The following is a 23,508-nucleotide window of genomic DNA, read 5'->3' on the forward strand; positions in this document are numbered from 1 at the left end:
ACTATCGACGCGGGAGGTGGCTCAGGTGGTGGCGGGGTCGTACGACTGTGACGTGATGGTGATCGGCGGCGGGATCGTCGGCCTGTCGACGGCGTATGCCCTCGGGCGGGCGGCCCCCGGGACGCGGGTGACGGTGCTGGAGAAGGAGCCCGGCCCGGCCCGGCACCAGACGGGACGCAACAGCGGGGTGATCCACAGCGGCATCTACTACCGCCCCGGCTCGCTGAAGGCGCGGTACGCGGTGCGGGGCGCGGCGGAGATGGTGAAGTTCTGCGCCGAGTACGACATCCCGCACGCGGTGACGGGCAAGCTGATCGTCGCCACCGCCCGCGAGGAGCTGCCCCGGCTGCACGCCCTGGTGCAGCGCGGCCGGGAGAACGGCCTCGCGGTGCGCGAGCTGTGCGGCGCGCAGATCGCGGAGTACGAACCGGAGGTCGAGGGCCTCGCCGCGATCCACGTCGGCACCACCGGCATCTGCGACTACGGCACGGTCGCCCGCCGGCTCGCGGAAGCGTCCGGCGCCGACCTGCGCTTCGGCGCCGAGGTGGTCTGTGTGGACCGGCGCCCCGACCGGGGCGTGGCCGTCCTGACGGCGGCCGGTGACATCGTGCGCGCCCGGATGCTGGTGAACTGCGCGGGGCTGCACTGCGACCGGATCGCCCTGCTCACCGGCGACGAACCCGGCGCCCGCATCGTGCCCTTCCGCGGCGAGTACTACGAGCTGGCCCGCCCCGATCTGGTGCGGGGCCTGGTCTACCCCGTGCCCGACCCGGCGTTCCCCTTCCTCGGCGTCCACCTCACCCGCGGCACGGACGGCGGGGTGCACGTCGGGCCCAACGCGGTTCCGGCCCTGGCGCGTGAGGGCTACGACTGGCGGACGGTGCGTCCGCGCGAGCTGGGCGCCACCCTGGGGTGGCCGGGCTCCTGGCAGCTGGCCCGCCGCCACTGGCGGTACGGCACCGGCGAGCTGCACCGTTCCCTGTCCAGGCCCGCCTTCGCCCGCGCGGTGCGCCGGCTGCTGCCCGCCGTGCGGGACGAGGACCTGGTGCCGACGGCGGCCGGGGTGCGGGCGCAGGCGGTGCTGCGGGACGGCACGCTGGTCGACGACTTCCTGATCCGGGAGGCCCCCCGCGCGGTGCACGTGCTGAACGCCCCCTCGCCCGCCGCGACGGCCTCGCTGCCGATCGGCCGGGAGATCGCCCGCCGGGCGCTGGACGGCCTCGCCGCGAGCGAGCGATGAGACCCGGGCCGCCGTCCGTGCCGTCCCCGTAAAATCGAGGGCACTGTGTCTGAATCCGTGATGAGCACCCCCGAAGCACCGCACGCCGAGACGCCGGCCGGCGAGCCGGCCCGCCGCGCCCGCGCGAAGGGGGAGCCGCGCTTCCCCGACGGCCCGAAGGCCGACCCCGCCGGGTCGCACTTCGAGCGGCGGATCCGCTCCTTCCAGCCGCGCCGCAGCCGGGTCACCGCCGGCCAGGCGGACGCCCTGCAGCGGCTGTGGCCGGTGTGGGGGCTCGACATCGACGGCAGCCGCCGCCTGGACCTGGCCGAGCTGTTCGGGAACGACCACCCCGTCGTCCTGGAGATCGGCTTCGGCATGGGCGAGGCCACCGCGCGGATGGCAGCCGCCGACCCGGAGACCAACGTCCTCGCCGTGGACGTGCACACCCCCGGCCAGGGCCATCTGCTGCACCTCGCCGAGGAGCGCGGGCTGGGCAACGTACGCGTGGCGAACGGGGACGCGATCATCCTGTTGCGCGAGATGCTCGCACCGGACGCGCTGAGCGGGCTGCGCGTCTACTTCCCCGACCCCTGGCCGAAGAAGCGGCACCACAAGCGGCGGCTGATCCAGCCCGAGTTCCTCACCCTCGCCGCGACCCGCCTGGCCCCGGGGGCCGTGCTGCACTGCGCCACCGACTGGGAGCCGTACGCGGAGCAGATGCTGGAGGTGCTCACGGCGCACCCCGCGTTCGAGAACACCCGGGCGGACGGCGGTTTCGCGCCGCGTCCGGAGTTCCGCCCGCTCACCCGTTTCGAGCGTCAGGGCCTGGACAAGGGGCATGTGGTGAACGACCTGCTCTTCCGCCGCGTACCGCACGACGACCGTGCCGGGCACCGGGACGGGGACCGCCCCTGAGACCCCGCGCCCCCGAGGCACCGAGCCGGCACGCCGCCCTGCCCCTCCCTCGTTAGGGACGATCCCGTGGCCAGCAGCCCTCCGTACCCGCCGCACCCCGGCGCAGCGCCCGGCCCCGGCCTGCGGCACCCGCACTGGTGGCAGCGGCCCGTGGTGCGCTACGCGGCGCTGGTCACCCTGCTGGCCCTGTCCGGGCTGGTGATCCTGGCGCTGGTGCGGGAGCAGACGGGCACGCGGGGCTTCCTGGTCGGGCTGGGACTGGCCGTGCTGCCGGTCCCGCTGCTCCTGGCCGCCTTCCGCTGGCTGGACCGGGTCGAGCCGGCCCCGTGGCGGAACCTGTTGTTCGCCTTCGCCTGGGGAGCGTGCGCGGCGGCGCTCATAGCCATCGTGGCGAACAGTTTCGCCACCCGGTGGATCGCGACGGCGACCGCCGACCCGGCCGGTGCCGACACCCTGGGCGCGACGGTCATAGCGCCCGTCGTGGAGGAGTCCGCGAAGGCCGCGGCGGTCCTGCTGCTCTTCCTCTTCCGCAGACGCGACTTCACCGGAATGCTCGACGGCGTGGTGGTGGCCGGGGTCACCGCCACCGGGTTCGCGTTCACCGAGAACGTCCTCTACCTCGGCAACGCCTTCGGCGCCGACCAGCTCACCGGCGGCAGCGGCATCGCCTCGGTCACCGCGGCGACCTTCTTCGTCCGCATCGTCATGTCGCCGTTCGCGCACCCCCTGTTCACCGTGCTCACCGGCATCGGTTTCGGTGCCGCCGCGCTGGCCACGGACCGGCAGCGGGTGCGCCGTGTGCTGCTGCCGCTCGCCGGGCTGCTCCTGGCGATGGGCATGCACGCGCTGTGGAACGGCTCCGCGACGCTCGGCCAGTTCGGCTTCATCGCGGTCTACGGGGCGTTCATGATGCCGGCGTTCGGGCTGCTGACCTGGCTGGTGGTGTGGACGCGGCAGCGGGAACTGCGGACCGTGCGCACGGAGCTGCCCGCGTACGCGATCGCGGGCTGGCTGAGTCCCGCGGAGCCGTTCGCGCTCGGTTCGATGCGGGCCCGGCGCCTCGCCCGGCGGTACGCACGCGAGCACGGCGGGAAGCCGGCGGCGCGCGCGGTCGCCCAGTACGAGGCGTACGCGACCTCGCTGGCGTTCCTGCGGCACCGGGGCCGGACGGGGAAGGCCGGGGCGGACTTCGTGACCCGGGAGCGGCAGCTGCTGCTGGAGCTGTGGCACCGGCGCGTGGCGGCCCGCCCGGCGCTGGACCACGCGGTCCGCCTCACGGCGCCCCGCGTTCCGTACGGCGCCGCGTGGGCGGGCCAGGCGCCGCCCGGGCCGTACGGCCGGCCCTCCTACGGACAGCCCGCCCCGCACGGACATCCCTCGTACGGACAGGCCCCGCACACACCGTTCCCGTACGGACAGTCCTCGTACGGACAGCCCGCGCACGGACAGCCGCCCCACGGCGGGCCGTATCCCGCGCCCGTCGAGGACCCCTACCGCCGCTGACCGCACGGCCGGTGCCCCGGACATGCGTGACCGGCAGCCCTGACGTCGGGGGGTCGTCGTCGGGACTGCCGGGGTTCACGGCGTGGACGGCCGGGACGCGGCCGCCGGTGGATCAAATGCTGAGGCCCTTGCCCGCCAGCCAGGCCGCCGGGTCGATGCCGGAGGAGGAGCCGCCGGTGTGGACCTCGAGGTGGAGGTGGGCGCCGGTGACGTTGCCGGTGGCGCCGACGCGGCCGATCACGTCGCCGGTGTTGACCTTCTGGCCGACGCTGACATTGATCGACGACTGGTGGGCGTACCAGATCTCGGTGCCGTCGTCGAGGGTGAGCACGGTCTTGTAGCCGTAGGAGCCGTCCCAGCCCGCGGAGGTGATCGTGCCGGTGTGCACGGCCTTGATCAGCGTGCCCGTGGGGGCGGCGAAGTCGAGACCGGTGTGGTAGCCGGAGGACCAGTAGGCGCCGGCCTGACCGAAGGTCGAGGTGATGGTGTACGAGGAGGTCGGCAGGGCGTACTGCTTGGCCAGCTCGGCGAGGCGCTCGGCCTCGGCCTTCTTCGCGGCCTCTTCCTCCGCCTTCTTCTTCGCCGCCTCGGCCTTCTCCTTGGCCTCCTTCTCCGCCTTGGCGGCCGCGTCGGCGGCCTCCTTCTCGGCGGCGGCGAGCGCGGCGGCCTCGGCCTTGCTCTGGGCCTGGCCCTGCTGCTGCTCGACCTGGGCCATGATGCGGGCGCGCAGCGCCTCACCGGCGTCGGCGGCGCCCTCCTCGGTCTCGGCACCGGTCATGCCGATGCTGCTGAGGGGGGTGGCCGAGCCCTTGGGCGTTTCCTCGTCGGAGATGAGGGAACCCACGTTGGGCAGGTCGGGCATGGAGATGGAGACGGGCGGCTTGCCGGTCTGGGCGCTGGCCATGCCGCCGGCGCCGACGGCGGCTATGACGCCGACGCCCAGGACGGTGGAGCTGCGGGCGAGTCCGCCCCCGCGCTGCTTGGCGACGCGGTGCCGGCCGCGTACCGGGCGAACGGACTCCGCGGTGGGGTTCCACTCCTCGAAGGGCCCCTCTTCGGCGCCGACGGCGCCGTAGGCGAAGGTGTCGCTCGGCTTGAACGGGGCCTCGGGGGCAGGCGGGTTGGACGCCACGTGGGCGCGCTCCTTTCCTTCCTTCTCGCCTACCGGGTTAGCTGACGGGTTCGGAGCAGGAAGGTCTCCTACGCGCGTATACGAGCCGTGTCTCCACGGCGGTATCCGCACGATTCACCCCAAGGTGGTGGTTCCCCGGTTCCCTTGCGGGATTCGGCGCGTGCGCACGGAGCCGACGTCTGTGACGGCTGGGACGACCGCGCTGCGTTATCGAACGTTAATAGACCCGAGGGCCGGATTCCAAGCCGTTCCTCTTGATCGTTAACGAATTCCGCCCGGACTTAAGCGCCACGAGCGGGCGAAAACGGGCGAGTTGACCGCGCCTCAGACGGCCGGTCGAACCTGACGGTTCGTCAGTTGTTATGCGCTGAGACTCCGCACGATCACGTTCGGTGACACCGGCGGAACAGCGGACGGAAGAGCGACGGACACCGGAAAACGCCGAGGGCCGGAACCCTTTCGGATTCCGGCCCTCGGCCTTCAGTAGCGGGGACAGGATTTGAACCTGCGACCTCTGGGTTATGAGCCCAGCGAGCTACCGAGCTGCTCCACCCCGCGCCGTTGAACACAAGTGTACGGCATCATCAGGGCAGGTCGCACACCCCCCGGGCAGGGGGCGCGATCAGCGGTCCAGGAGGTGGCCGTTCGGCGCCTTGGCCCGCTCCTCGTACTCCGGCAGCACCACCACGGTGGCGCCCCCCTCGGCCAGTACCGCGCTGCCGTCGGCGTCCGCCACGAACGTGTCCGGCTCCCGCCAGGCCGTGACCACCCGCCGCACCCCCGCGTCCAGGATCAGCCGTGCGCAGGGCGCCGGCCGGGACGCACGGCGGGCGCAGGGTTCCAGGCTGGAGTAGACGGTCGCGCCGGCCAGCCGGGGGTCCATGGGGTCGGTCTTGGCGAGCGCGGCCTCCTCGGCGTGCACCACGGGTTCGTCCCCCTCACGGGAGAACCCCCGCGCCAGCTCGGTGCCGTCGGCGGCGACCACGACCGCGCCCACGCTGAACGCGGTCCGTGAGGGCGGGCACCGCTCCGCCAGCTCGCAGGCGAGGGCGAGCCAGTGGTGGTCGGCGGCGGACGGCAGCGCGCCGGCGCCGGGCGCGGTGGGCTCGTAGCGCGTCAGGACGACGTCGCCGACGGGCCGGGTCTCCACGAGCCGCAGCCGCCCGCCCTGGTAGGAGCCGGGACCGAACAGGCGGGGGGCGTCCGGGTCGCCGACGAACAGCGGGGCGAGGACCAGCTGCAGCTCGTCGGCGAGCCCCTGACTGATCAGCTGGGTGTGGATCCGCCCGCCGCCCTCCACCATCAGCCGCCGTACCCCGCGCCGGTCGTGCAGGTGCTCCAGCAGCCGCCGCCAGTCCAGTTCCGTGCCGAGCGGCACGACGTCGGCGGCGATGCCGAGGGCATGGGCCCGCTCGGCCCCCTGGTCGGTGGTGTAGAGCACCTTCTCGCCGCCGGTGTGCCAGAAGTTGGCCGCGGGGTCCAGGTCGCCCGAGCCGCTCACCGTGACCTTCAGCGGGTACTCGGGGCGGCCGTCCGCGACCCGGGCGGCCCGGCGCTCCGGCGAGTTGACCAGCAGACGGGGGTTGTCGGCGCGGAGCGTGCCGGCGCCGACCAGGATGGCGTCCACGGACGCCCGCACCTCGTCGACGCGGTCGAAGTCGGCCGGGCTCGACAGCAGCAGCCGCTCCGGGCCGGTGTCGTCCAGGTAGCCGTCGAGGGAGACGGCGGCGGACAGCAGGACGTACGGATGCGGCATCGGCGGGCTCTCCGGGTGCGGGTGGCTGCGGGACCGCTGCGCGGTCCGGCTCCAGTCTGGCAAGCCGTGCGGCGGGGAGCCGACCGCGCCCCGGCCCACGGGCCGCGGGTCAGGGCTCGATCAGGCCCACGCGGATGGCGTAGCGGGTCAGTTCCAGGCGGTCCCTGAGACCGAGCTTCGCCAGCAGGTTGGCGCGGTGCCGCTCCACCGTCTTGGGGCTGATCACCAGCATGTTCGCGATCTGCTGCGAGGTGTGGCCCTCGGCCACGAGCTTGAGGATCTGCTCCTCGCGGTCGGTGATCGCCTTGGCGGGCAGGGTGCGGCCCTCCCGCGCGAGGTCGAGGTAGTTGTGGATGAGGGCGTTCACGGCCCCCGGGTAGAGGAAGGGCTCGCCGCGCATCGTGGCGCGGCAGGCCTCGACGAGATCACGGTCGGCGACCGACTTCAGGACGTATCCCGAGGCGCCGGCGGCCAGGGCCTCGAAGAAGAACTGCTCGTTGTCGTACATGGTCAGCACGAGGATCCGGGTCTCCGGCAGGGTGCGGGAGAGTTCACGGGCCGCCTGCAGACCGGTCAGGCGCGGCATGGCGATGTCGAGGATGGCCAGGTCGGGGCGGTGCTCCCGGGCCAGTTCGAGGGCTTCGGCACCGTCGGCGGCCTCCGCCACCACGGTCAGATCCGGTTCGCCGTCCAGGATGAGTCGAACCCCCCGGCGGACCAGCGCGTGGTCGTCGGCGAGGAGGATGCGGGTGGGGGACGGGTCGGTCATGGTTCAGCGTTTCCGGTCGAGGGACATCGGTCACGGGGGCGGGGCGTGCGCGGGCGCGGACCGGCGCACGACGGCGAGGGTCTTCGCGGGGGCGGACTCCCGCACGGGTCGTACGGGGACGAGGACGTGCGCGGGGAAACGCGCCGGGACGGGGACGGCCAGCCGCAGCTCCGTGCCGCCGCCGGGCCCGGGCTCCACGGTCAGGTCGGCGCCGACGAGCAGGGCACGCTCGCGCATCCCGCGGATGCCGGCGCCCTCGTCCGCGCCGCCGATGCCCCGGCCGTCGTCACGGACGCGCAGCTCGACACCGCCGGGCGCGCGCCGCAGGGCCAGCTCGGCCCGGCGCGCACCGGCGTGCCGGACGATGTTGGTGAGGCCCTCCTGGGCGACCCGGTAGAGCACCAGCTCGGACTCCCGGTCCAGCTCGGGCAGGTCCGGGTCGAGGCAGTGCTGCACGCTCAGTCCCGGCCCGCCGAACTCGGTGGCGAGGGCCTTGAGGGCGCTGGCCAGCCCGAGCTCGTCCAGCACGCCGGGGCGCAGCCTGCGGGCGATCCGCCGGATCTCCTCCAGGGAGTCCCGGGTGGTCTCCTGCACCTGGCGCAGTTCGTCACCGAGCCCGGCCGGTGCGTGGTCGGCGGCCCGCTTGAGCTGGAGCAGCACGGCGGTCAGCGACTGGCCGACCTCGTCGTGCAGCTCGCGGGCGATGCGGCGGCGCTCCGCCTCCTGCGCGGACAGCGCGCGGGCGCTGCTGGTGGCCCGCTCGTCCTCCAGCCGGTCGAGCATCGTGTTGTACGTGGTGATCAGCTCGGCGATCTCGCCGCGCCCGCCGACGGCCGGCCGGTGTCCCGGGCGCAGCAGGTCGGTGGTGGTCATGGCGCGGGTGAGGCGCTGCAGCGGGGCGAGCCCGACGCGCAGCAGCAGCGCGTTGGCGACGAGCATGGCCGCCAGCCCCACGGTCAGCACCGCGGCCTCGGTGAGCAGCACCGGGGTGGACACGGTGACGGGCCCGAGCAGCAGAGCGGTGGCGACGATGAGCACGACGGCGTTCAGCAGGAAGATGCGCCAGAACAGAGGCACCCGGTTCCGCCTCCTCGCCGTCGGTATGCTCACAAGGCCCCGACAGCCCGCGACCGGGGGCGCGGCGCGGGCCGTCACCGTCCAGCCTCCGCCTCCCGCCGGGGCGGCGCCATCGGTGACAGTCCCCATTTTCCGGTCGCCCGCCGACCCGTGCCCCGCGTCTCCTGCATACCGGCCCCCCATGAGGATGGGGCCCGCGACGGATGGCCCCGGGGGGTGCCGCCGGGCGAGGGTGGAGGCACCGTACCGGGCGGGTGACCACGTCGGCGCACGGGCAAACTCCTTGAAACCGGCCCGAGTTCGCGGCAAGCCGGCGGTTCGCGCATGTCCCGGTGCTCGGAGCGACGGCCGTCGACGGTGTGACCGGGCGGCCACCCCCTGGGAAGGAGGAGCCGTGCCCCAGTCCGACGACGATCGTCTGGTCGACCTCGCGGCCCGACTCGAACACGAGGACCCCCGTTTCGCCCGTTCCCTCGCCGCCGGCCGTCCGGCCCGTCCGCGCGAGTACCGGCGCGCCGGCGCCTGGTGGGTGCTGATCGCCGGGCTGGGCATGCTGGTCGCGGGCATCGTCGTCCCCGACGGACTGCTCATCGCGGCGGGCCTCGTGACCAGCGGAATCGGCGTGCAGCTCATCGACCCCTACCGGCGCCCGGGCGAGGAGGACGTCCGCCGCCCGTCGCGCCACTGAACCGTCCGCGTGACGACCACGGCGCTCGTACCGGCCGGGCCGGTACGAGCGCCGTCTCGCGCGTCGGAGGGGGTGCGCCCCTCCCGCGGGGAGTAGGCCCTGTGGGACTCGAACCCACAACCAATGGATTAAAAGTCCACTGCTCTGCCAATTGAGCTAAGGGCCCCAGGCGATGTTGCCTCCCCGAGCATAGCCGGACACGGCCGGGGAGCCGATCGGGTATCGGGCAGGCGCGTGGCGGACCCATGCCGCGCACATGCGCGAGGGCCCGCGCGACGGGGTGTCGCGCGGGCCCTCGGTCTTGCCGGATGAGGCGGTGTCAGCCGTTGCGCTTCCAGCGCGGCTTGTCCTCGCGGCGGCCGAAGGAGCCGCCTCCGCGGTGGTCGTCACGACGGCCGTAGGGGCGCTCGTGGCCGCCGGAGCGGAAGCCCGGGCGGTCGCCCTGGCGGTCGCGGTTGAACGGGCGGTCGCTGCCCCGGTGGCCGGTGCGGTCGTCCCGGCGGAAGCCGCCGCGGTCGCCGCCCTCGCGGCGCTCGAATGAACGGCCGCCGCGGTCGCCGTCACGGCGCTCGAAGGAACGCCCGCCACGGTCACCACGGTCGTCACGGCGGAAACCGCCACGGTCGCCACCCCGGTCACCACGGTCGTCACGGCGGAAACCGCCGCGGTCGTCCCGCTCGTCCCGGCGGAAGCCGCCCCGGTCGTCGCGGCGGTCGTCACGGCGGAAGCCACCGCGGTCGCCACCCCGGTCACCACGGTCGTCACGGCGGAAACCGCCACGGTCGTCGCGACGCTCGAAGGAACGGCCACCGCGGTCACGGTCACCGCGGTTGAAGCCGCCGCGGTCGCCGTCACGGCGCTCGAAGGAGCGCCCGCCACGGTCACCACGGTCGTCACGGCGGAAACCGCCACGGTCGCCACCCCGGTCACCACGGTCGTCACGGCGGAAACCGCCGCGGTCGTCCCGCTCGTCCCGGCGCTCACGCCGCTCGTACGGCGCCGCGGCCTCCGGACGCTCGGTCCGCTCGACGTCCCGCGCGGTCGGCTGCTCCGGGAGGATCACCTCGGCCTCGGCGGACGCCACGACGGCCGCCTCGGCCACCACGGCCTCCGGGTCCTCGCCGCGCTCGCGGGCGGAACGGGCCAGCAGGCGGTCGGCCTCCTCGCGCAGCTCGGAGGCGCGGCGCTGGGCCCGCTCCAGCTCCTTGGTGAGCTGGGCGACCTCACGCTCGGCCTGCTGGGCGGCGTTGCCGGCCGACTCGGCCTGCACCTCGGTCATGGACCGGGCGCCGGTGATCTCGGCGACCTCCGGGTCGAAGGCCGCGCCGCCCTGGATGATGTGACGCGCGGCGTCGACGCCCGCGTCCTCCATCAGACGGAAGATCTGGCGCCGCTGGTGCGGCAGGGACAGGGAGACGACCGTGCCGGTGCGGCCGGCGCGCGCCGTGCGGCCCGCGCGGTGCAGGTAGTCCTTGTGGTCGCCGGCCGGGTCCACGTTGAGGACCAGGTCGATGCCGTCGACGTGGATGCCGCGGGCGGCGACGTCGGTGGCGACCAGGACGTTGACGTAACCGTCCTTGAAGTCGGCCAGGGTGCGGGTGCGCGCGCCCTGGGTCATGCCGCCGTGCAGGGCCTCGGCCTTCGCGCCGGCGTCCCGCAGCTGCTCGGCGACGCGGTCGGCGCCGAGCTGGGTGCGGACGAAGATGATGGTGCGGCCCTTGCGGGAGGCGATGGCCGCGGTGACCGGCGCCTTGTCCTTGGGCTTCACGACGAGGATGTGGTGCGACATGGTCGTCACCGCGCCCTGGGCCGCGTCGACCTCGTGGTGGACCGGGTCCTTGAGGTACCGGTCGACGAGGGTCTTGATCTCGTTCTCCATGGTGGCGGAGAACAGCATGCGCTGGCCGCCGGCCGGGACCTGGTCGAGCAGCTCGGTGACCTCGGGCAGGAAGCCCAGGTCGGACATCTGGTCGGCCTCGTCGAGAACCGCGATCTGCACGTTCTCCAGGGAGCAGGCGCCACGGTTGATGATGTCGCGCAGGCGGCCGGGGGTGGCGACGAGGACGTCGACACCGCGCTCGAGGGCGTAGATCTGGTTGCCCATGGAGGTGCCGCCGCAGACGACCTTCATCTTCAGGCCGAGGACGTCGCCGTAGGGCTGGAGGGCGTCGGCCACCTGCATGGCCAGCTCGCGGGTCGGCGTCAGGATGACGGCGCGCGGCTTGTGCTTCTCGGTACGGCCGCCGGCGAGCTGCGCCAGGGTCGGCAGACCGAAGGAGAGGGTCTTGCCGGAGCCGGTGCGGCCGCGGCCGAGGATGTCCTTGCCGGCCAGGGCGTCCGGGATGGTCGCGGCCTGGATCGGGAAGGGGCTGGTCACGCCGTTCTGCGCGAGCTTGCGCACGACGCCCTCGGGCAGGCCGAGGTCGGCGAAGGTGAGTTCGGGGGCCGCCGCCTCGGTGGCGGCGGTGGTGTCGGTGTCCTCGGTGTTCTCGGGCACGACGACGTGATCAGTACTGGCGATGGGCATACGAATGCGAAACCTTCCGGAGTCTCTTCGGCACGCGCCCGTCAACTCCGTGATTCGCAGTTCGCAATTACGACCGCCTCAATGCGGTCCACCACGGCAAGGGAGAGAGTACGCGCCACACGGCGCGCTCTGCAGTGGCGCCGGGCAAATAGGATCAAACGATCTGCCACCATACGCACTCGGGCCCCTCGAATGCAAACTGGCAGGTGAGCGGGGTGCCGCAGGACGGCGGGACCGCTGTCCAGGTTACGCCGGCGCGCCCGCCATCGGCGCGGGTTCCCGCTGCGCCAGCTGGGTGTCGGGCGGCTGGTGGGCGGACGACGACGGCTCGGCCTGGGTCGGCTCGGGTGAGGGCCCCGGGTCGGGTGGCGTGGCGGAGGGCTGCGGGTCCGGCGTCCGGGTGGGCTCCGGCGGGTCGGGCCGGTCGTCGGGGGTGGGGCGCGCGGGCTCGCCGGGCCCGCCGCCGGCCGGTGCGCTGCGGCTCGCCCCCGCGGACGGCCGCTCGCCGGACGGGGACGGCCCGGCGTCCTCGCCCTTCTTCCGGCCTTTCCCGCGCTTGCCCTTCCGCTCGTCCCCGCGCTCGCCGTCGGCCGCCGCCCCGTACCCGGCGCCGCCGCCCGACCGTGCCGTGCCGCCGTCCGGAGCCTCACCGCCCTGACGGCCCGCGGAGTGGGACGGACCGGCCTTGCCGCCGGCGCCGTCGTCACCCACGCTCACGCATCCGGCGGCAGCGGCGACGGCCATGGCGGTGGCGGCCAGGCGGACGGGTACGTACAAGCGGCGCACGGGGCCACCTCCGGTTGGAGTACAGGGTCAACAACCCCAACTCCCGCCACCCGCAAGAAGACACGCGTACGGCCTATCCGTAGCCGAGTGCGTGCAGCCGGGCGTCGTCGATCCCGAAGTGGTGCGCGATCTCGTGCACCACCGTGATCTCGGTCTCGGCGACCACGTCCTCCCGGGACTCGCACATCCGCAGGGTCGGCCCCCGGTAGACGGTGATCCGGTCGGGCAGCACCCCGGCGTACCACTCGCCCCGCTCGGTCAACGGCGTCCCCTCGTACAGCCCGAGCAGCTCCGGGTCGTCCGCCGGCGGCTCGTCCTCCACGAACACCGCGACGTTGTCCATGAGCCGCGTCAGCTCAGGCGGGATCCGGTCCAGCGCCTCGGCGACCAGCTCTTCGAACTCCTCGCGCGTCATCTCCAGCACGAAGCCATTGTCGGGGACGATCGGTCGGTACGAGAGGCGGGCGACGCCCGCATATCCGGCCGCCCGTACGGGCATAGGGGATCAATGGCCCGCGTCCCGACTGCCGTCATGAACCTGTTCCACCGCGTCCCCCGGCTCCCGCAGGCCCTGACCCGCCGCCGCTCCACCCGTCCCCCGGCCGCATCGGCCGCCGCCCTCGGCCCGCGGCCTCGTCCCTGGGCGCGGGCCCTCGGTCTGGTCGCGGTGGTCCTGCTCGGCGCCTGGCTCGGCCTGCTCGTCGTCGGCAACGTCCGGGTGCCGGTCGGCCCCATGAACACCACCATGACCCTGCGGCCGTCCTTCACCGGCGGCACGAAGATCAACATCTCTCCGCTGGGCGCGCTCCAGCTCGACAGCCACATCGCGCCGGTACGCCTCGACGTCAACGTCGACCAGCTGGACCCCGAGCGGTCCCGGGCCCTGGTCGACCACCCGGAGCGCCTCTCGGGCCTGCAGGACGAGGTCACGCAGGACATCGCCCGCGGCACCGCGGACCTCGCCGTACGGTCCTGCGTCGCCGTCGTCACCGGCGCCGCCACGCTCGGACTGCTCGTCTACCGCCGCCCGCGCCGCGCCCTCGCGGCCGGCGGACTCGCCCTGGGCCTGCTGGCCGCGTCCGGCGGCACGGCGTACGCCACCTGGAACCCGGACTCGGTCCTGGAGCCGAAGTTCTCCGGGCTGCTGTCGTCCGCGCCCTCCCTGGTCGGCGACGCGCGCAGCATCGTGACCGAGTTCGACGTCTACCAGCAGGAGTTGGCCCGCCTGGTCACCAACGTGACCAAGCTCTACGACGCCACCTCCACGCTGCCCGTCTACCAGCCGGACCCGACCACCATCCGCGTCCTGCACGTCTCCGACATCCACCTGAACCCCGCGAGCTGGAAGATCATCGCCTCGCTGGTGGAGCAGTACCGGGTGGACGTGATCGTGGACTCGGGCGACACCATGGACCACGGCACGGCCGCCGAGAACGGCTTCCTGGACCCCGTCGAGGACCTCGGCGCCCCCTACGTCTGGGTGCGCGGCAACCACGACTCGCTCGTCACCCAGCGCTACCTGGAGCGCATGAAGAACGTGCACGTCCTCGACAACGGCCGGGCGGCCACCGTCGCGGGCCTGCGCTTCGCGGGCATGGGCGATCCGCAGTTCACCCCCGACCGCACCCAGCGGACCGGCGCCGAGCAGTCCCAGGAGCTGGCGGGCGCCCGTCTCGCCTCCTCGATGCGGGACCAGCGCAGGGCGGGCACCCCCGTGGACGTCGCCGTCATCCACGAGCCCTCGGCGGCGCGGGAGGTCGACGGCACCGTGCCGCTGGTGCTCTCCGGGCACATCCACCGCGAGGAGTCCGAGGTCATGCGGTACGGCACCCGGCTGCGCGTCGAGGGCTCCACCGGGGGCAGCGGGCTGCGCGCGATCGAGGGCAAGTACCCCGACCCGATCGAGACGTCGATCCTCTACTTCGACCGGGACACCCGGCGCCTCCAGGCGTGGGACTCGATCGAGCTCGGAGGTCTCGGCCTGACCACGGCGGAGGTCAGCCGGCACCTCCCCGAGGAGAACCAGCCGGGCGCGGACACCTCCCCGTCGCCCTCCGGAAGCCCGTCCGGCTCCCCCTCCGGCACCCCGTCGGGAAGCACCCCGTCGATCCCCTCCGCCACGCCGCCACGACCTCGCTCCTAAACCGTTTTGGCGAACCATCCCGCCATCCCATATGCTTCTCACGTCCCCGACGCGCCGAGAGGCGCCAGGCGGGCCGATAGCCCTCATCGTCTAGCGGCCTAGGACGCCGCCCTTTCAAGGCGGTAGCACGGGTTCGAATCCCGTTGGGGGCACGCACCACCCTGTGCGACACTGTCGTACGACACGCTTGGTCCTGTGGAGCAGTTTGGAGTGCTCGCCACCCTGTCAAGGTGGAGGCCGCGGGTTCAAATCCCGTCAGGACCGCTGGTGTTTCACGTGAAACACCGCGGCTGGGTAGCTCAGTTGGTACGAGCGATCGCCTGAAAAGCGATAGGTCGCCGGTTCGACCCCGGCCCCAGCCACCGCGGACAAGGCCCCGATCTCTGATCGGGGCCTTGTCGTGTGCCCCGGCAAAATGACTCGCCGTGTTTTTCCGCGGTCTGAGATCCTGGAGTCCGTATGTCTACGCACTCTGCCCCCGCCCTCGGCTCCCTTGCCTCCCGCCTCACCGAACTGTCGCTGCGCGATGCGCACCGGCTCGGACGGCGGCTCGAGGGGGCCCGCAAGATCCGTAAGCCGGAGGCCCGTGCCGCCGTGTTCGGTGAGATCGAGGCGGAGGTCGCCGCGGCCGAGGAGCGGATGGCCGCGCGCCGGGCCCGGGTGCCGGAGGTCCGGTATCCCGAGCAGCTGCCCGTCAGCCAGAAGAAGGACGACATCGCCGAGGCCATCCGCGATCACCAGGTGGTGATCGTCGCCGGCGAGACGGGCTCCGGGAAGACCACGCAGATCCCGAAGATCTGCATGGAGCTGGGCCGGGGCGTCCGCGGCATGATCGGGCACACCCAGCCCCGGCGGATCGCGGCCCGTACGGTGGCCGAGCGGGTCGCCGAGGAGCTGGACACCCCGCTCGGGGAGGCCGTCGGCTGGAAGGTCCGCTTCACCGACCAGGTGAACCCGGACGCCACCTTCGTCAAGCTGATGACGGACGGCATCCTGCTCGCGGAGATCCAGACCGACCGCGAACTGCGCGCCTACGACACGATCATCATCGACGAGGCGCACGAGCGGTCGCTGAACATCGACTTCCTGCTCGGCTATCTCGCGCAGCTGCTGCCGAAACGTCCCGACCTCAAGGTCGTCATCACCTCGGCGACCATCGATCCGGAGCGTTTCTCCCGGCACTTCGGCGACGCCCCGATCATCGAGGTCAGCGGGCGGACCTATCCGGTGGAGGTGCGCTACCGGCCGCTGCTGGAGGAGGACTCCGACGACGCCGACCGCGACCAGATCACCGCGATCACCGACGCCGTCGAGGAGCTGATGGCGGAGGGACCCGGCGACATCCTGGTGTTCCTCTCCGGCGAGCGGGAGATCCGGGACACGGCAGACGCGCTGACCAAGAAGCGGTACCGGTCCACCGAGGTGCTGCCGCTGTACGCCCGGCTGTCGCACGCCGAGCAGCACCGGGTGTTCCAGCAGCACGGCGGACGCCGGATCGTGCTGGCGACCAACGTGGCCGAGACCTCCCTCACCGTCCCCGGTATCAAGTACGTCATCGACCCCGGCTTCGCCCGCATCTCGCGCTACAGCCACCGCACCAAGGTGCAGCGGCTGCCGATCGAGCCGGTCTCGCAGGCCAGCGCCAACCAGCGCAAGGGCCGCTGCGGCCGTACCTCGGACGGCATCTGCATCCGGCTGTACAGCGAGGACGACTTCCTCGCCCGTCCGGAGTTCACCGACGCGGAGATCCTGCGGACGAACCTCGCCTCGGTCATCCTGCAGATGACGGCGGCGGGCCTCGGCGAGATCGAGAAGTTCCCGTTCATCGACCCGCCGGACCACCGCAACATCCGCGACGGCGTCCAGCTGCTGCACGAACTGGGCGCCCTCGACCCCACGCAGAAGGACCCGCGCAAGCGCCTCACCCAGACCGGACGGAAACTGGCACAGCTGCCGGTCGACCCGCGTCTGGCACGCATGGTGCTGGAGGCGGACCGCAACGGCTGCGCCCGCGAGGTCATGGTCATCGCGGCGGCCCTGTCGATCCAGGACCCGCGCGAGCGGCCCTCCGACAAGCAGACGCAGGCCGACCAGCAGCACGCCCGGTTCCGCGACGAGACCAGCGACTTCCTGGCCTTCCTCAACCTGTGGCGGTACGTCCGCGAGCAGCAGAAGGAGCGCGGCTCGTCGTCGTTCCGGCGGATGTGCAAGCAGGAGTTCCTGAACTTCCTGCGGATCCGCGAGTGGCAGGACATCTACACGCAGCTGCGCACCGTCGCCAAGCAGATGGGCATCCACCTCAACGAGGAGGACGCCCCCGCCGACCGCATCCACGTCTCCCTGCTGTCCGGTCTGCTCTCGCACATCGGCATGAAGGACGTGAAGGAGTCCAAGGACTCCGGCCAGGGCGGCCGGCGCGACGGCGGACGCAACGAGTACCTCGGCGCGCGCAACGCCAAGTTCGCCGTCTTCCCGGGCTCCGCGCTGTTCAAGAAGCCGCCGCGGTTCGTGATGTCCGCGGAGCTGGTGGAGACGTCCCGGCTGTGGGCGCGGGTCAACGCGAAGATCGAGCCGGAGTGGGTGGAGCCGCTCGCGGAGCACCTGCTCAAGCGCACCTACAGCGAGCCGCACTGGGAGAAGGACCAGGCGGCCGTGATGGCCTACGAGAAGGTCACGCTCTACGGCGTGCCCATCGTGGCGCAGCGCAAGGTGAACTACGGGCGGATCGACCCGGAGGTCTCCCGCGAGCTGTTCATCCGGAACGCGCTGGTCGAGGGCGACTGGCGGACACACCACAAGTTCTACGCGGACAACCGCAAGCTGCTGACCGAGGTCGAGGAGCTGGAGCACCGGGCCCGGCGCCGGGACATCCTGGTCGACGACGAGACCCTGTTCGACTTCTACGACCGGCGAATCCCCGACCACGTCGTCTCGGGGGCGCACTTCGACTCGTGGTGGAAGCACAAGCGGCGCGAGGAGCCGGAGTTCCTCGACTTCGAGCGGGAGATGCTGATCCGTGAGTCGGCGGACGCGGTCACCAAGGCCGACTACCCCGACACGTGGCGGCAGGGCCCGCTGAAGTTCCGCGTGACGTACCAGTTCGAGCCGGGGGCGGACGCGGACGGTGTGACGGTCCACATCCCGCTCCAGGTGCTGAACCAGGTGACGGACGAGGGCTTCGACTGGCAGATCCCGGGCCTGCGGGAGGACGTGGTCACGGAGCTGATCCGGTCCCTCCCCAAGCCGATCCGGCGGAACTACGTGCCGGCGCCGAACTACGCCAAGGCGTTCCTGGAGCGCGCGGTACCGCTGCAGGAGCCGCTGACCGTCACGATGGCCCGTGAGCTGAAGCGCATGGTCGGCGTGCCGTTCGAGGCGGACGACTTCGACTGGTCGCGGGTCCCGGACCACTTGAAGGTGACGTTCCGGATCGTCGACGAACGGCGCCGGACGCTCGCCGAGGACAAGGACCTGGAGGCGCTCCAACTCAAGCTTCGGCCCAAGGCGCGCAAGGCGCTGTCGCAGGCGGCCGCCGCCACGGCCCAGCGTGAGGGCGGGGAGTCGCTGGAGCGCCGCGGGCTGACGGACTGGACGATAGGTTCGCTGACCCGGGTGTTCGAGACGCGTCGGGCCGGCCAGCCGGTGAAGGCGTACCCGGCCCTGGTGGACGACGGCGACTCGGTGTCGGTCCGGTTGTTCGACTCGGAGGCCGAGCAGGCGGAGGAGATGTGGAAGGGCACCCGGCGGCTGATCCTGCTGGGCATCCCGGTCAACCCCGCGAAGTTCGCGTCCGAAAAGCTGACCAACCCTCAGAAGCTGGCGCTGTCCGCCAATCCGCACGGCTCCGTGCAGGCGCTGTTCGACGACTGCGCCACGGCCGCGGCGGACAAGCTGATCGCGGACTTCGGCGGCCCGGTGTGGGACGAGGAGTCGTTCCGCAAGCTGTTCGACAAGGTGCGGGCGGAGATCGTCGACACCACGGTCCGCGCGGTGGGTCAGGTCCAGCAGGTCCTGGCCGCCTGGCAGGCCTGTGAGCGCCGTCTGAAGGGCGTGAGCAGCCCCGCGCTGCTGCCGAACCTTCAGGACGTGCGGAAGCAGCTGGACGGACTGGTACGGCCGGGGTTCGTGACTGGGACGGGGCTGCGGCGGCTGCCGGACCTGATGCGGTACCTGGTGGCCGCGGACCGCCGACTGCAGCAGATGCCGACGAACGTGCAGCGGGACACTACGCGTATGGCCAAGGTCCACGAGATGCAGGACGAGTACGCCTGGCTCCTGGAGCAGATGCCCCAGGGGCGGCCCGTGCCGCAGCAGGTGCGGGACATCCGCTGGATGATCGAGGAGCTGCGGGTCAGCTACTTCGCCCACGCGCTCGGCACGGCCTACCCGGTGTCGGACAAGCGGATCGTGAAGGCGATCGACGCGGCGGTCCCGTGACGGGACCCGCACACAGGGTGAGTTCGACCAGGGGGCTCCTGCTCCTGTACAGTCCTTCTCGCAGCGCAACGCAAGAAAAGCGCCGCGAAACCTGGTCCTGTGGAGCAGTTTGGAGTGCTCGCCACCCTGTCAAGGTGGAGGCCGCGGGTTCAAATCCCGTCAGGACCGCTTGACCGAAGGCCCGTCCCCCGCGAGGGGGGCGGGCCTTCGGCGTGCGTGGCTCCCTTCGTCAGCCCGTGTGGCCGCGGCACGGGGCCCGTCGGCGGGCGCACCCGGGCACGAGGGCGCGGAACCCGCGCCGCGGGCCCCTGTGCCGTCTTGACGGGCCCCGTATCCCTCGGTAGTTCAGGAACAAGGGCACGAGTCCACGGGGGTCCCGGAGGTGGCGTATGGCGGCATCGACCAGGCACGAGACGCGAGCACTGCTCCGCGCGCACCTCGCGGCCGCCTCGTCGTACCGGCATCTCACCCGCCACTGCCCGATCTGCCACCGTCTGCAGCGCCTGGCGATGGACTCCGCAGCCGGCGACCACGCCGAGTCCTTGGAGGCCGCGGAGGCCGCCGAAGGGCCGCGGGAACAACCGGCCGTCAACACACGTTCCGTCTAGCGCATATGCCGTCGGCTCAACAACCCGACTGGTATGTGACGGGTGTCACCGTATGAATTTTGACAAGGGTGGAACTTACGCCCCACCTACAACAGGTCTATTTAATATGTGCAATTGCACTACCTTGAGGGCTCCGCGCCGGTCGCCTCACGGGTGACCCACAGCGACCCACAGGCGCCCCAGAGTCCGACAAGCCCGCGCACAGCGCGCCGTTGGAGCCGCTCAGGCCCGCGAGCGGACCCACAGCAGCGCACAAAAAAGATCGCGCTGGACCCGGCGGAGTCCAGCGCGATCGACGACGCACCCGTTGTTCAGTTGCCTGAGAAGCTCTGATTCGGTTGGGCGAAGGGCCTGTTGGGGCAGTCCCCGCGTCGCTTGGAGCTAGTGTTCCCGGGCATCGGGGCCGGTGGGGGACCAGCCGGTTCTGCCCGGTTCATGCAGGTTCAGGCCTCGCTGCGCTGCTGCGGAATGCCCGCGAGCAGTGCGCGGACCTCGGCTTCGCGGTAGCGGCGGTGCCCGCCGAGCGTGCGGATCGACGTGAGCTTGCCGGCCTTCGCCCAGCGCGTGACCGTCTTCGGGTCGACGCGGAACATGGTGGCAACCTCAGCGGGGGTCAGCAGCGGCTCGGCATCAGGGGTGCGAGCGGTCATGAGCGGCCTCCTCGGGAGAACCGAACCTTCTCGGTTCTTTCCTCTAAATTCTGCACCTTGACCCGCGTTGCCCGAAATGGCGGACGCGAGTCGAGTCGGTTATAGGACGAACGGCTTGTCCTCGGCACTACAACTACACCATCTGTCCAGCCACGTCGGCCAAACCGATGGAATTGCCCTCCCAGGTGTTCATCAGCCGCGGAAGCCGATGGACCATGCCATAGCGGACAGTCACGCCCTTGTGACGATCAGTCACAGCAGCGTGCAGGAGTCACCGGACCCCCCAAAGCGTGCAATGCTGAGATTCCGCCCATAGTGGAGCACAGCAGGACGGAGGAGTCCTCCCCGGACTCCTTGTCCTATTTTGGCATGAGGAGGGGCAAGGGACGCAAGGGCCCCGTACGTGCGGTCCGTCACGCTTGACACGCTTGAGACAAACGCCCGGAACGGTTGCTACGTCCGTTGTCGCGTCCGGATTGACGCGACTTCACACACCTCAGGTGCGAAGACAAAACCCCAAGAAGAGCGTTTGGTCAAACGTCAGTTCGCCGAGCGCAAGTCGCGCACGGCGCGCCAGCGCTTCACGAGGCGCCCGTAGGCCTCCCCCGCGCCCTCCTCGTCACCGCGCCGCAGCGCCGCGATCCCCTCGCCGACGTCGGCCGCCGAGTGGTCGTCCTCCAGGGCGCCGGCCGGCAGCGCGTGCACCAGTCCCCCGTAGTCCAGCTCGACCAGCGAGCGCGGGTGGAACTCCTCCAGCCAGCGGCCGACGTCCACCAGGCCGTCGATCAGCAGGCTCTCGTCCACGGCGTCCCGCAGCGCCCGCAGTCCGCGGGCCACCCGCCGCCGCGCCTGGACCATGGGGGTCCGGTAGCGCAGCACCGGGTCCTCCCCGGCGGAGCCCTTCCCGTACTCGCGCTCGTCGTCGTCAAACAGCACGAACCAGTTGATCGGCACCTGCCAGGTGGAGGTGCGGATCCACGGCCGCGCATCGGGGTGCTCGGCCAGCCAGCGCTCGTAGTCCCGGGTGGCCTGGTGCCGTACGACCGGGGGCAGCAGGGCGTCCAGGACGGGCAGGGGGTATTCCTCCGCGAGGCCGCCCAGCGCCTGCCAGCCGCGCAGCCGGGTGCGCCACGGGCAGACGCAGACCACGCCGTCCGTCTCCAGGACGAAGGCGTCGTCGCTCTCGTGCACCGGCACCGCGACCGGTGGGGTGGGCGCCAGGTCGGCCAGCGACCGGCGCAGTTCCTCCTGGTAGGAGGGGCGGTCGGGGCGGCGCGCGTAGCGCGCCCAGTGCCCGCGCTCCGGCTCCGGGAAGGCGGCCAGCGGTTCGTACACGCGCAGGTAGGCCGCGTAGGGGACGATCACCGAGGACACCTTGGGCACGCTCTGCTCCCTCCCCCGCGGACCGCTGCGAAAACCTGCCCGGCCCCCGCCCGGACGGGTGGGAAACCCCGGCAAATCGTCGCACGCGGTACTCCGGACGGAGGTGATCCGGGACACAGTGCCGCCGTCGGGCACGCGAGGATCTACTCTCGTGCCACAGCCCCCGCCACCCGTACGGGAGCCCGTCCCACCCGCCGCTACTTACTCAGGAGTCACCACCGTGACCGACGTATCTGACGGCGTCCTGCACACCCTGTTCCGTTCGGACCAGGGCGGTCATGAGCAAGTCGTGCTCTGCCAGGACCGTGCCAGTGGCCTCAAGGCCGTGATCGCCATCCACTCCACCGCTCTGGGCCCCGCCCTGGGCGGTACGCGCTTCTACCCGTACGCCTCCGAGGAGGAGGCCGTCGCCGACGCGCTGAACCTCGCGCGCGGGATGTCGTACAAGAACGCCATGGCCGGTCTCGACCACGGCGGCGGCAAGGCCGTGATCATCGGCGACCCGGAGCGGATCAAGACCGAGGAGCTGCTGCTGGCCTACGGCCGGTTCGTCGCCTCCCTCGGCGGGCGCTACGTCACCGCCTGCGACGTCGGCACGTACGTCGCCGACATGGACGTCGTGGCCCGGGAGTGCCGCTGGACCACCGGCCGCTCCCCCGAGAACGGCGGCGCGGGCGACTCCTCGGTGCTCACCTCCTACGGCGTCTACCAGGGCATGCGGGCCGCCGCCCAGCATCTGTGGGGCGACCCCTCGCTGCGCGACCGCAAGGTCGGCATCGCGGGCGTGGGCAAGGTCGGTCACCACCTGGTGGAGCACCTGCGGGCCGAGGGCGCCGAGGTCGTGATCACCGACGTGCGCGAGGACGCCGTACGCCGGATCCTCGACCGGCATCCGCAGGGCGTGTCGGCCGTGGCCGACACCGAAGCGCTGATCCGCACCGCGGGCCTGGACGTCTACGCCCCGTGCGCGCTCGGCGGCGCCCTGAACGACGAGACCGTGCCGGTGCTGACCGCCAAGGTGGTCTGCGGCGCGGCCAACAACCAGCTCGCCCACCCGGGTGTGGAGAAGGACCTCGCCGACCGCGGGATCCTCTACGCGCCCGACTACGTGGTGAACGCCGGCGGTGTGATCCAGGTGGCCGACGAGCTGAACGGCTTCGACTTCGACCGGTGCAAGGCGAAGGCGTCGAAGATCTTCGACACCACGCTCGCCATATTCGCACGTGCGAAGGAGGACGGTATTCCGCCGGCCGCCGCGGCCGACCGGATCGCCGAGCAGCGGATGGCGGAGGCGCGTCCGTCGCTGTGATTCCGTGCGGGGCGCCCCCGATCGGGGCGCCTTCGCACACATGAGCGGTACCCGTCGGCGGGCACTTCGAGAGAACTCTCACTTCTCCCGGCGGGTCGACCGTCGATAAGTGGTTAAAATCGCCGTTGACCAGCGAGGACGGGGCGCCTCGAAGGCCCTGGGCACGGGCACGTCATGCGGGCGACGTACCGTATGGGCGCGGGCTCAGGTACCGTGGGAGCCCTACAGACCGGTCTCTCCACGGAGAGCCCGTTCTGGACCATGAACGCGTGTCAAGACTCTGGGGCCGTCGAGCCCCGTCGTTGAGGGGGTCGAGCCATGGGGCGCGGCCGGGCCAAGGCCAAGCAGACGAAGGTCGCCCGCCAGCTGAAGTACAACAGCGGTGGGACTGACCTCTCACGCCTGGCCGAGGAGCTGGGTGCATCGCCTTCGAATCAGCCACCGAACGGTGAGCGTTTCGAGGACGATGAGCAAGACGACGACCTGTACGCACGGTACGCCGACCTCTATGAGGACGACGACGAGGACGAGGACGGCCCGTCCTCTCAACGACGTCGCGGCGCCTGACCTTGCGTGGTGCATGAGCCCGGTCGGTGACTCCGG

General features: G+C 71.9%; 18 protein-coding genes, 6 tRNA genes and 1 riboswitch. Of the genes, 13 read left to right on the forward strand and 11 right to left on the reverse strand.

Translation table 11 applies throughout. The features are described 5' to 3' along the window. Positions 1-16: 16 nt before the first annotated feature. From lhgO to F3L20_RS30730, 3 genes are all read left to right on the forward strand, one after another. Positions 17-1,240, forward strand: a complete 1,224-nt coding sequence (gene lhgO, locus F3L20_RS30720; RefSeq protein ID WP_240810795.1) for an L-2-hydroxyglutarate oxidase — start codon at positions 17-19, stop codon at positions 1,238-1,240. A 60-nt stretch (positions 1,241-1,300) separates the two neighbouring features. Continuing rightward, positions 1,301-2,137, forward strand: a complete 837-nt coding sequence (gene trmB / locus F3L20_RS30725) for a tRNA (guanosine(46)-N7)-methyltransferase TrmB (RefSeq protein WP_150157046.1) — start codon at positions 1,301-1,303, stop codon at positions 2,135-2,137. A gap of 66 nt (positions 2,138-2,203) precedes the next feature. Next, a complete protein-coding gene (locus tag F3L20_RS30730) occupies positions 2,204-3,640 on the forward strand; it encodes a PrsW family intramembrane metalloprotease (protein WP_150157047.1) in 1,437 nt (478 codons plus the stop codon). Between the two features lie 112 nt (positions 3,641-3,752). Here the strand turns inward: F3L20_RS30730 and F3L20_RS30735 are convergent, their stop codons facing one another. The 5 genes from F3L20_RS30735 to F3L20_RS30755 all read right to left on the reverse strand — a co-directional run bounded on the left by F3L20_RS30735 (position 3,753) and on the right by F3L20_RS30755 (position 8,374). Next, complete coding sequence (locus F3L20_RS30735; protein ID WP_145829574.1) at positions 3,753-4,772, reverse strand: M23 family metallopeptidase; 1,020 nt, start codon at positions 4,770-4,772, stop codon at positions 3,753-3,755. Between the two features lie 11 nt (positions 4,773-4,783). Further along, positions 4,784-4,941, reverse strand: a riboswitch (cyclic di-AMP (ydaO/yuaA leader). 315 nt (positions 4,942-5,256) lie between these two features. Continuing rightward, a tRNA-Met gene (locus tag F3L20_RS30740) sits at positions 5,257-5,330 on the reverse strand. Positions 5,331-5,394: 64 nt separating this feature from the next. Further along, a complete protein-coding gene (locus F3L20_RS30745; RefSeq protein ID WP_150157048.1) occupies positions 5,395-6,528 on the reverse strand; it encodes a dihydrofolate reductase family protein in 1,134 nt (377 codons plus the stop codon). A 109-nt stretch (positions 6,529-6,637) separates the two neighbouring features. Continuing rightward, positions 6,638-7,297 (reverse strand): response regulator, encoded by a 660-nt coding sequence (locus F3L20_RS30750; RefSeq protein ID WP_150157049.1) that lies wholly within the window; start codon positions 7,295-7,297, stop codon positions 6,638-6,640. Positions 7,298-7,327: 30 nt separating this feature from the next. Further along, positions 7,328-8,374, reverse strand: coding sequence for a HAMP domain-containing sensor histidine kinase (locus F3L20_RS30755; protein WP_150157050.1), 1,047 nt, complete (start codon positions 8,372-8,374; stop codon positions 7,328-7,330). A gap of 394 nt (positions 8,375-8,768) precedes the next feature. On the opposite strand from F3L20_RS30755, the gene F3L20_RS30760 reads away from it, so the two are divergent. Beyond that, positions 8,769-9,062 carry a DUF3040 domain-containing protein gene (locus tag F3L20_RS30760; protein WP_145829570.1) on the forward strand — a complete coding sequence of 98 codons (294 nt, stop codon included), beginning with the start codon at positions 8,769-8,771 and terminating at the stop codon, positions 9,060-9,062. Positions 9,063-9,155: 93 nt separating this feature from the next. Here the strand turns inward: F3L20_RS30760 and F3L20_RS30765 are convergent. From F3L20_RS30765 to F3L20_RS30780, 4 genes are all read right to left on the reverse strand, one after another. Continuing rightward, positions 9,156-9,228 (reverse strand) — tRNA-Lys (locus tag F3L20_RS30765). 153 nt (positions 9,229-9,381) lie between these two features. Next, the gene (locus F3L20_RS30770) at positions 9,382-11,589 is read right to left on the reverse strand and encodes a DEAD/DEAH box helicase (protein WP_150157051.1); all 2,208 of its coding nucleotides are present in this window, start codon (positions 11,587-11,589) and stop codon (positions 9,382-9,384) included. Between the two features lie 246 nt (positions 11,590-11,835). Further along, entirely contained in the window at positions 11,836-12,375 is a 540-nt protein-coding gene (locus tag F3L20_RS30775) for a hypothetical protein (RefSeq protein ID WP_150157052.1), read from the reverse strand. A 73-nt stretch (positions 12,376-12,448) separates the two neighbouring features. Continuing rightward, a complete protein-coding gene (locus F3L20_RS30780; protein WP_024886119.1) occupies positions 12,449-12,799 on the reverse strand; it encodes a metallopeptidase family protein in 351 nt (116 codons plus the stop codon). Positions 12,800-12,883: 84 nt separating this feature from the next. Between F3L20_RS30780 and F3L20_RS30785 the strand changes: the two genes are divergently transcribed. The 7 genes from F3L20_RS30785 (at position 12,884) to F3L20_RS30815 (ending at position 19,563) form a co-directional block, all read left to right on the forward strand. Next, positions 12,884-14,518, forward strand: coding sequence for a metallophosphoesterase family protein (locus F3L20_RS30785; protein WP_150157053.1), 1,635 nt, complete (start codon positions 12,884-12,886; stop codon positions 14,516-14,518). 79 nt (positions 14,519-14,597) lie between these two features. Continuing rightward, positions 14,598-14,670: transfer RNA gene (locus tag F3L20_RS30790), tRNA-Glu, on the forward strand. A gap of 37 nt (positions 14,671-14,707) precedes the next feature. Further along, a tRNA-Asp gene (locus F3L20_RS30795) sits at positions 14,708-14,782 on the forward strand. Positions 14,783-14,806: 24 nt separating this feature from the next. Further along, positions 14,807-14,880, forward strand: a tRNA-Phe gene (locus F3L20_RS30800). Between the two features lie 97 nt (positions 14,881-14,977). After that, positions 14,978-18,955, forward strand: coding sequence for an ATP-dependent RNA helicase HrpA (gene hrpA / locus F3L20_RS30805; protein ID WP_150157054.1), 3,978 nt, complete (start codon positions 14,978-14,980; stop codon positions 18,953-18,955). Between the two features lie 93 nt (positions 18,956-19,048). Then, positions 19,049-19,123 (forward strand) — tRNA-Asp (locus tag F3L20_RS30810). A 221-nt stretch (positions 19,124-19,344) separates the two neighbouring features. Next, the gene (locus F3L20_RS30815; protein ID WP_150157055.1) at positions 19,345-19,563 is read left to right on the forward strand and encodes a DUF6274 family protein; all 219 of its coding nucleotides are present in this window, start codon (positions 19,345-19,347) and stop codon (positions 19,561-19,563) included. 443 nt (positions 19,564-20,006) lie between these two features. On the opposite strand, the gene bldC is transcribed toward F3L20_RS30815, so the two are convergent. Beyond that, a complete protein-coding gene (bldC, locus tag F3L20_RS30820; protein ID WP_003949541.1) occupies positions 20,007-20,213 on the reverse strand; it encodes a developmental transcriptional regulator BldC in 207 nt (68 codons plus the stop codon). 540 nt (positions 20,214-20,753) lie between these two features. After that, positions 20,754-21,596: a hypothetical protein gene (locus tag F3L20_RS30825; RefSeq protein WP_150157056.1), complete on the reverse strand. Its 843-nt coding sequence runs from the start codon at positions 21,594-21,596 to the stop codon at positions 20,754-20,756. Between the two features lie 220 nt (positions 21,597-21,816). Here F3L20_RS30825 and F3L20_RS30830 point away from each other — a divergent pair, with 220 nt between their 5' ends. Continuing rightward, a complete protein-coding gene (locus tag F3L20_RS30830) occupies positions 21,817-22,905 on the forward strand; it encodes a Leu/Phe/Val dehydrogenase (RefSeq protein WP_150157057.1) in 1,089 nt (362 codons plus the stop codon). A gap of 318 nt (positions 22,906-23,223) precedes the next feature. Beyond that, positions 23,224-23,472 (forward strand): DUF3073 domain-containing protein, encoded by a 249-nt coding sequence (locus F3L20_RS30835; RefSeq protein ID WP_145829562.1) that lies wholly within the window; start codon positions 23,224-23,226, stop codon positions 23,470-23,472. The last annotated feature ends 36 nt before the right edge of the window (positions 23,473-23,508 follow it).

Origin of the sequence: Streptomyces tendae (genome assembly GCF_008632955.1) — a bacterium.
Lineage (GTDB): Bacteria > Actinomycetota > Actinomycetes > Streptomycetales > Streptomycetaceae > Streptomyces.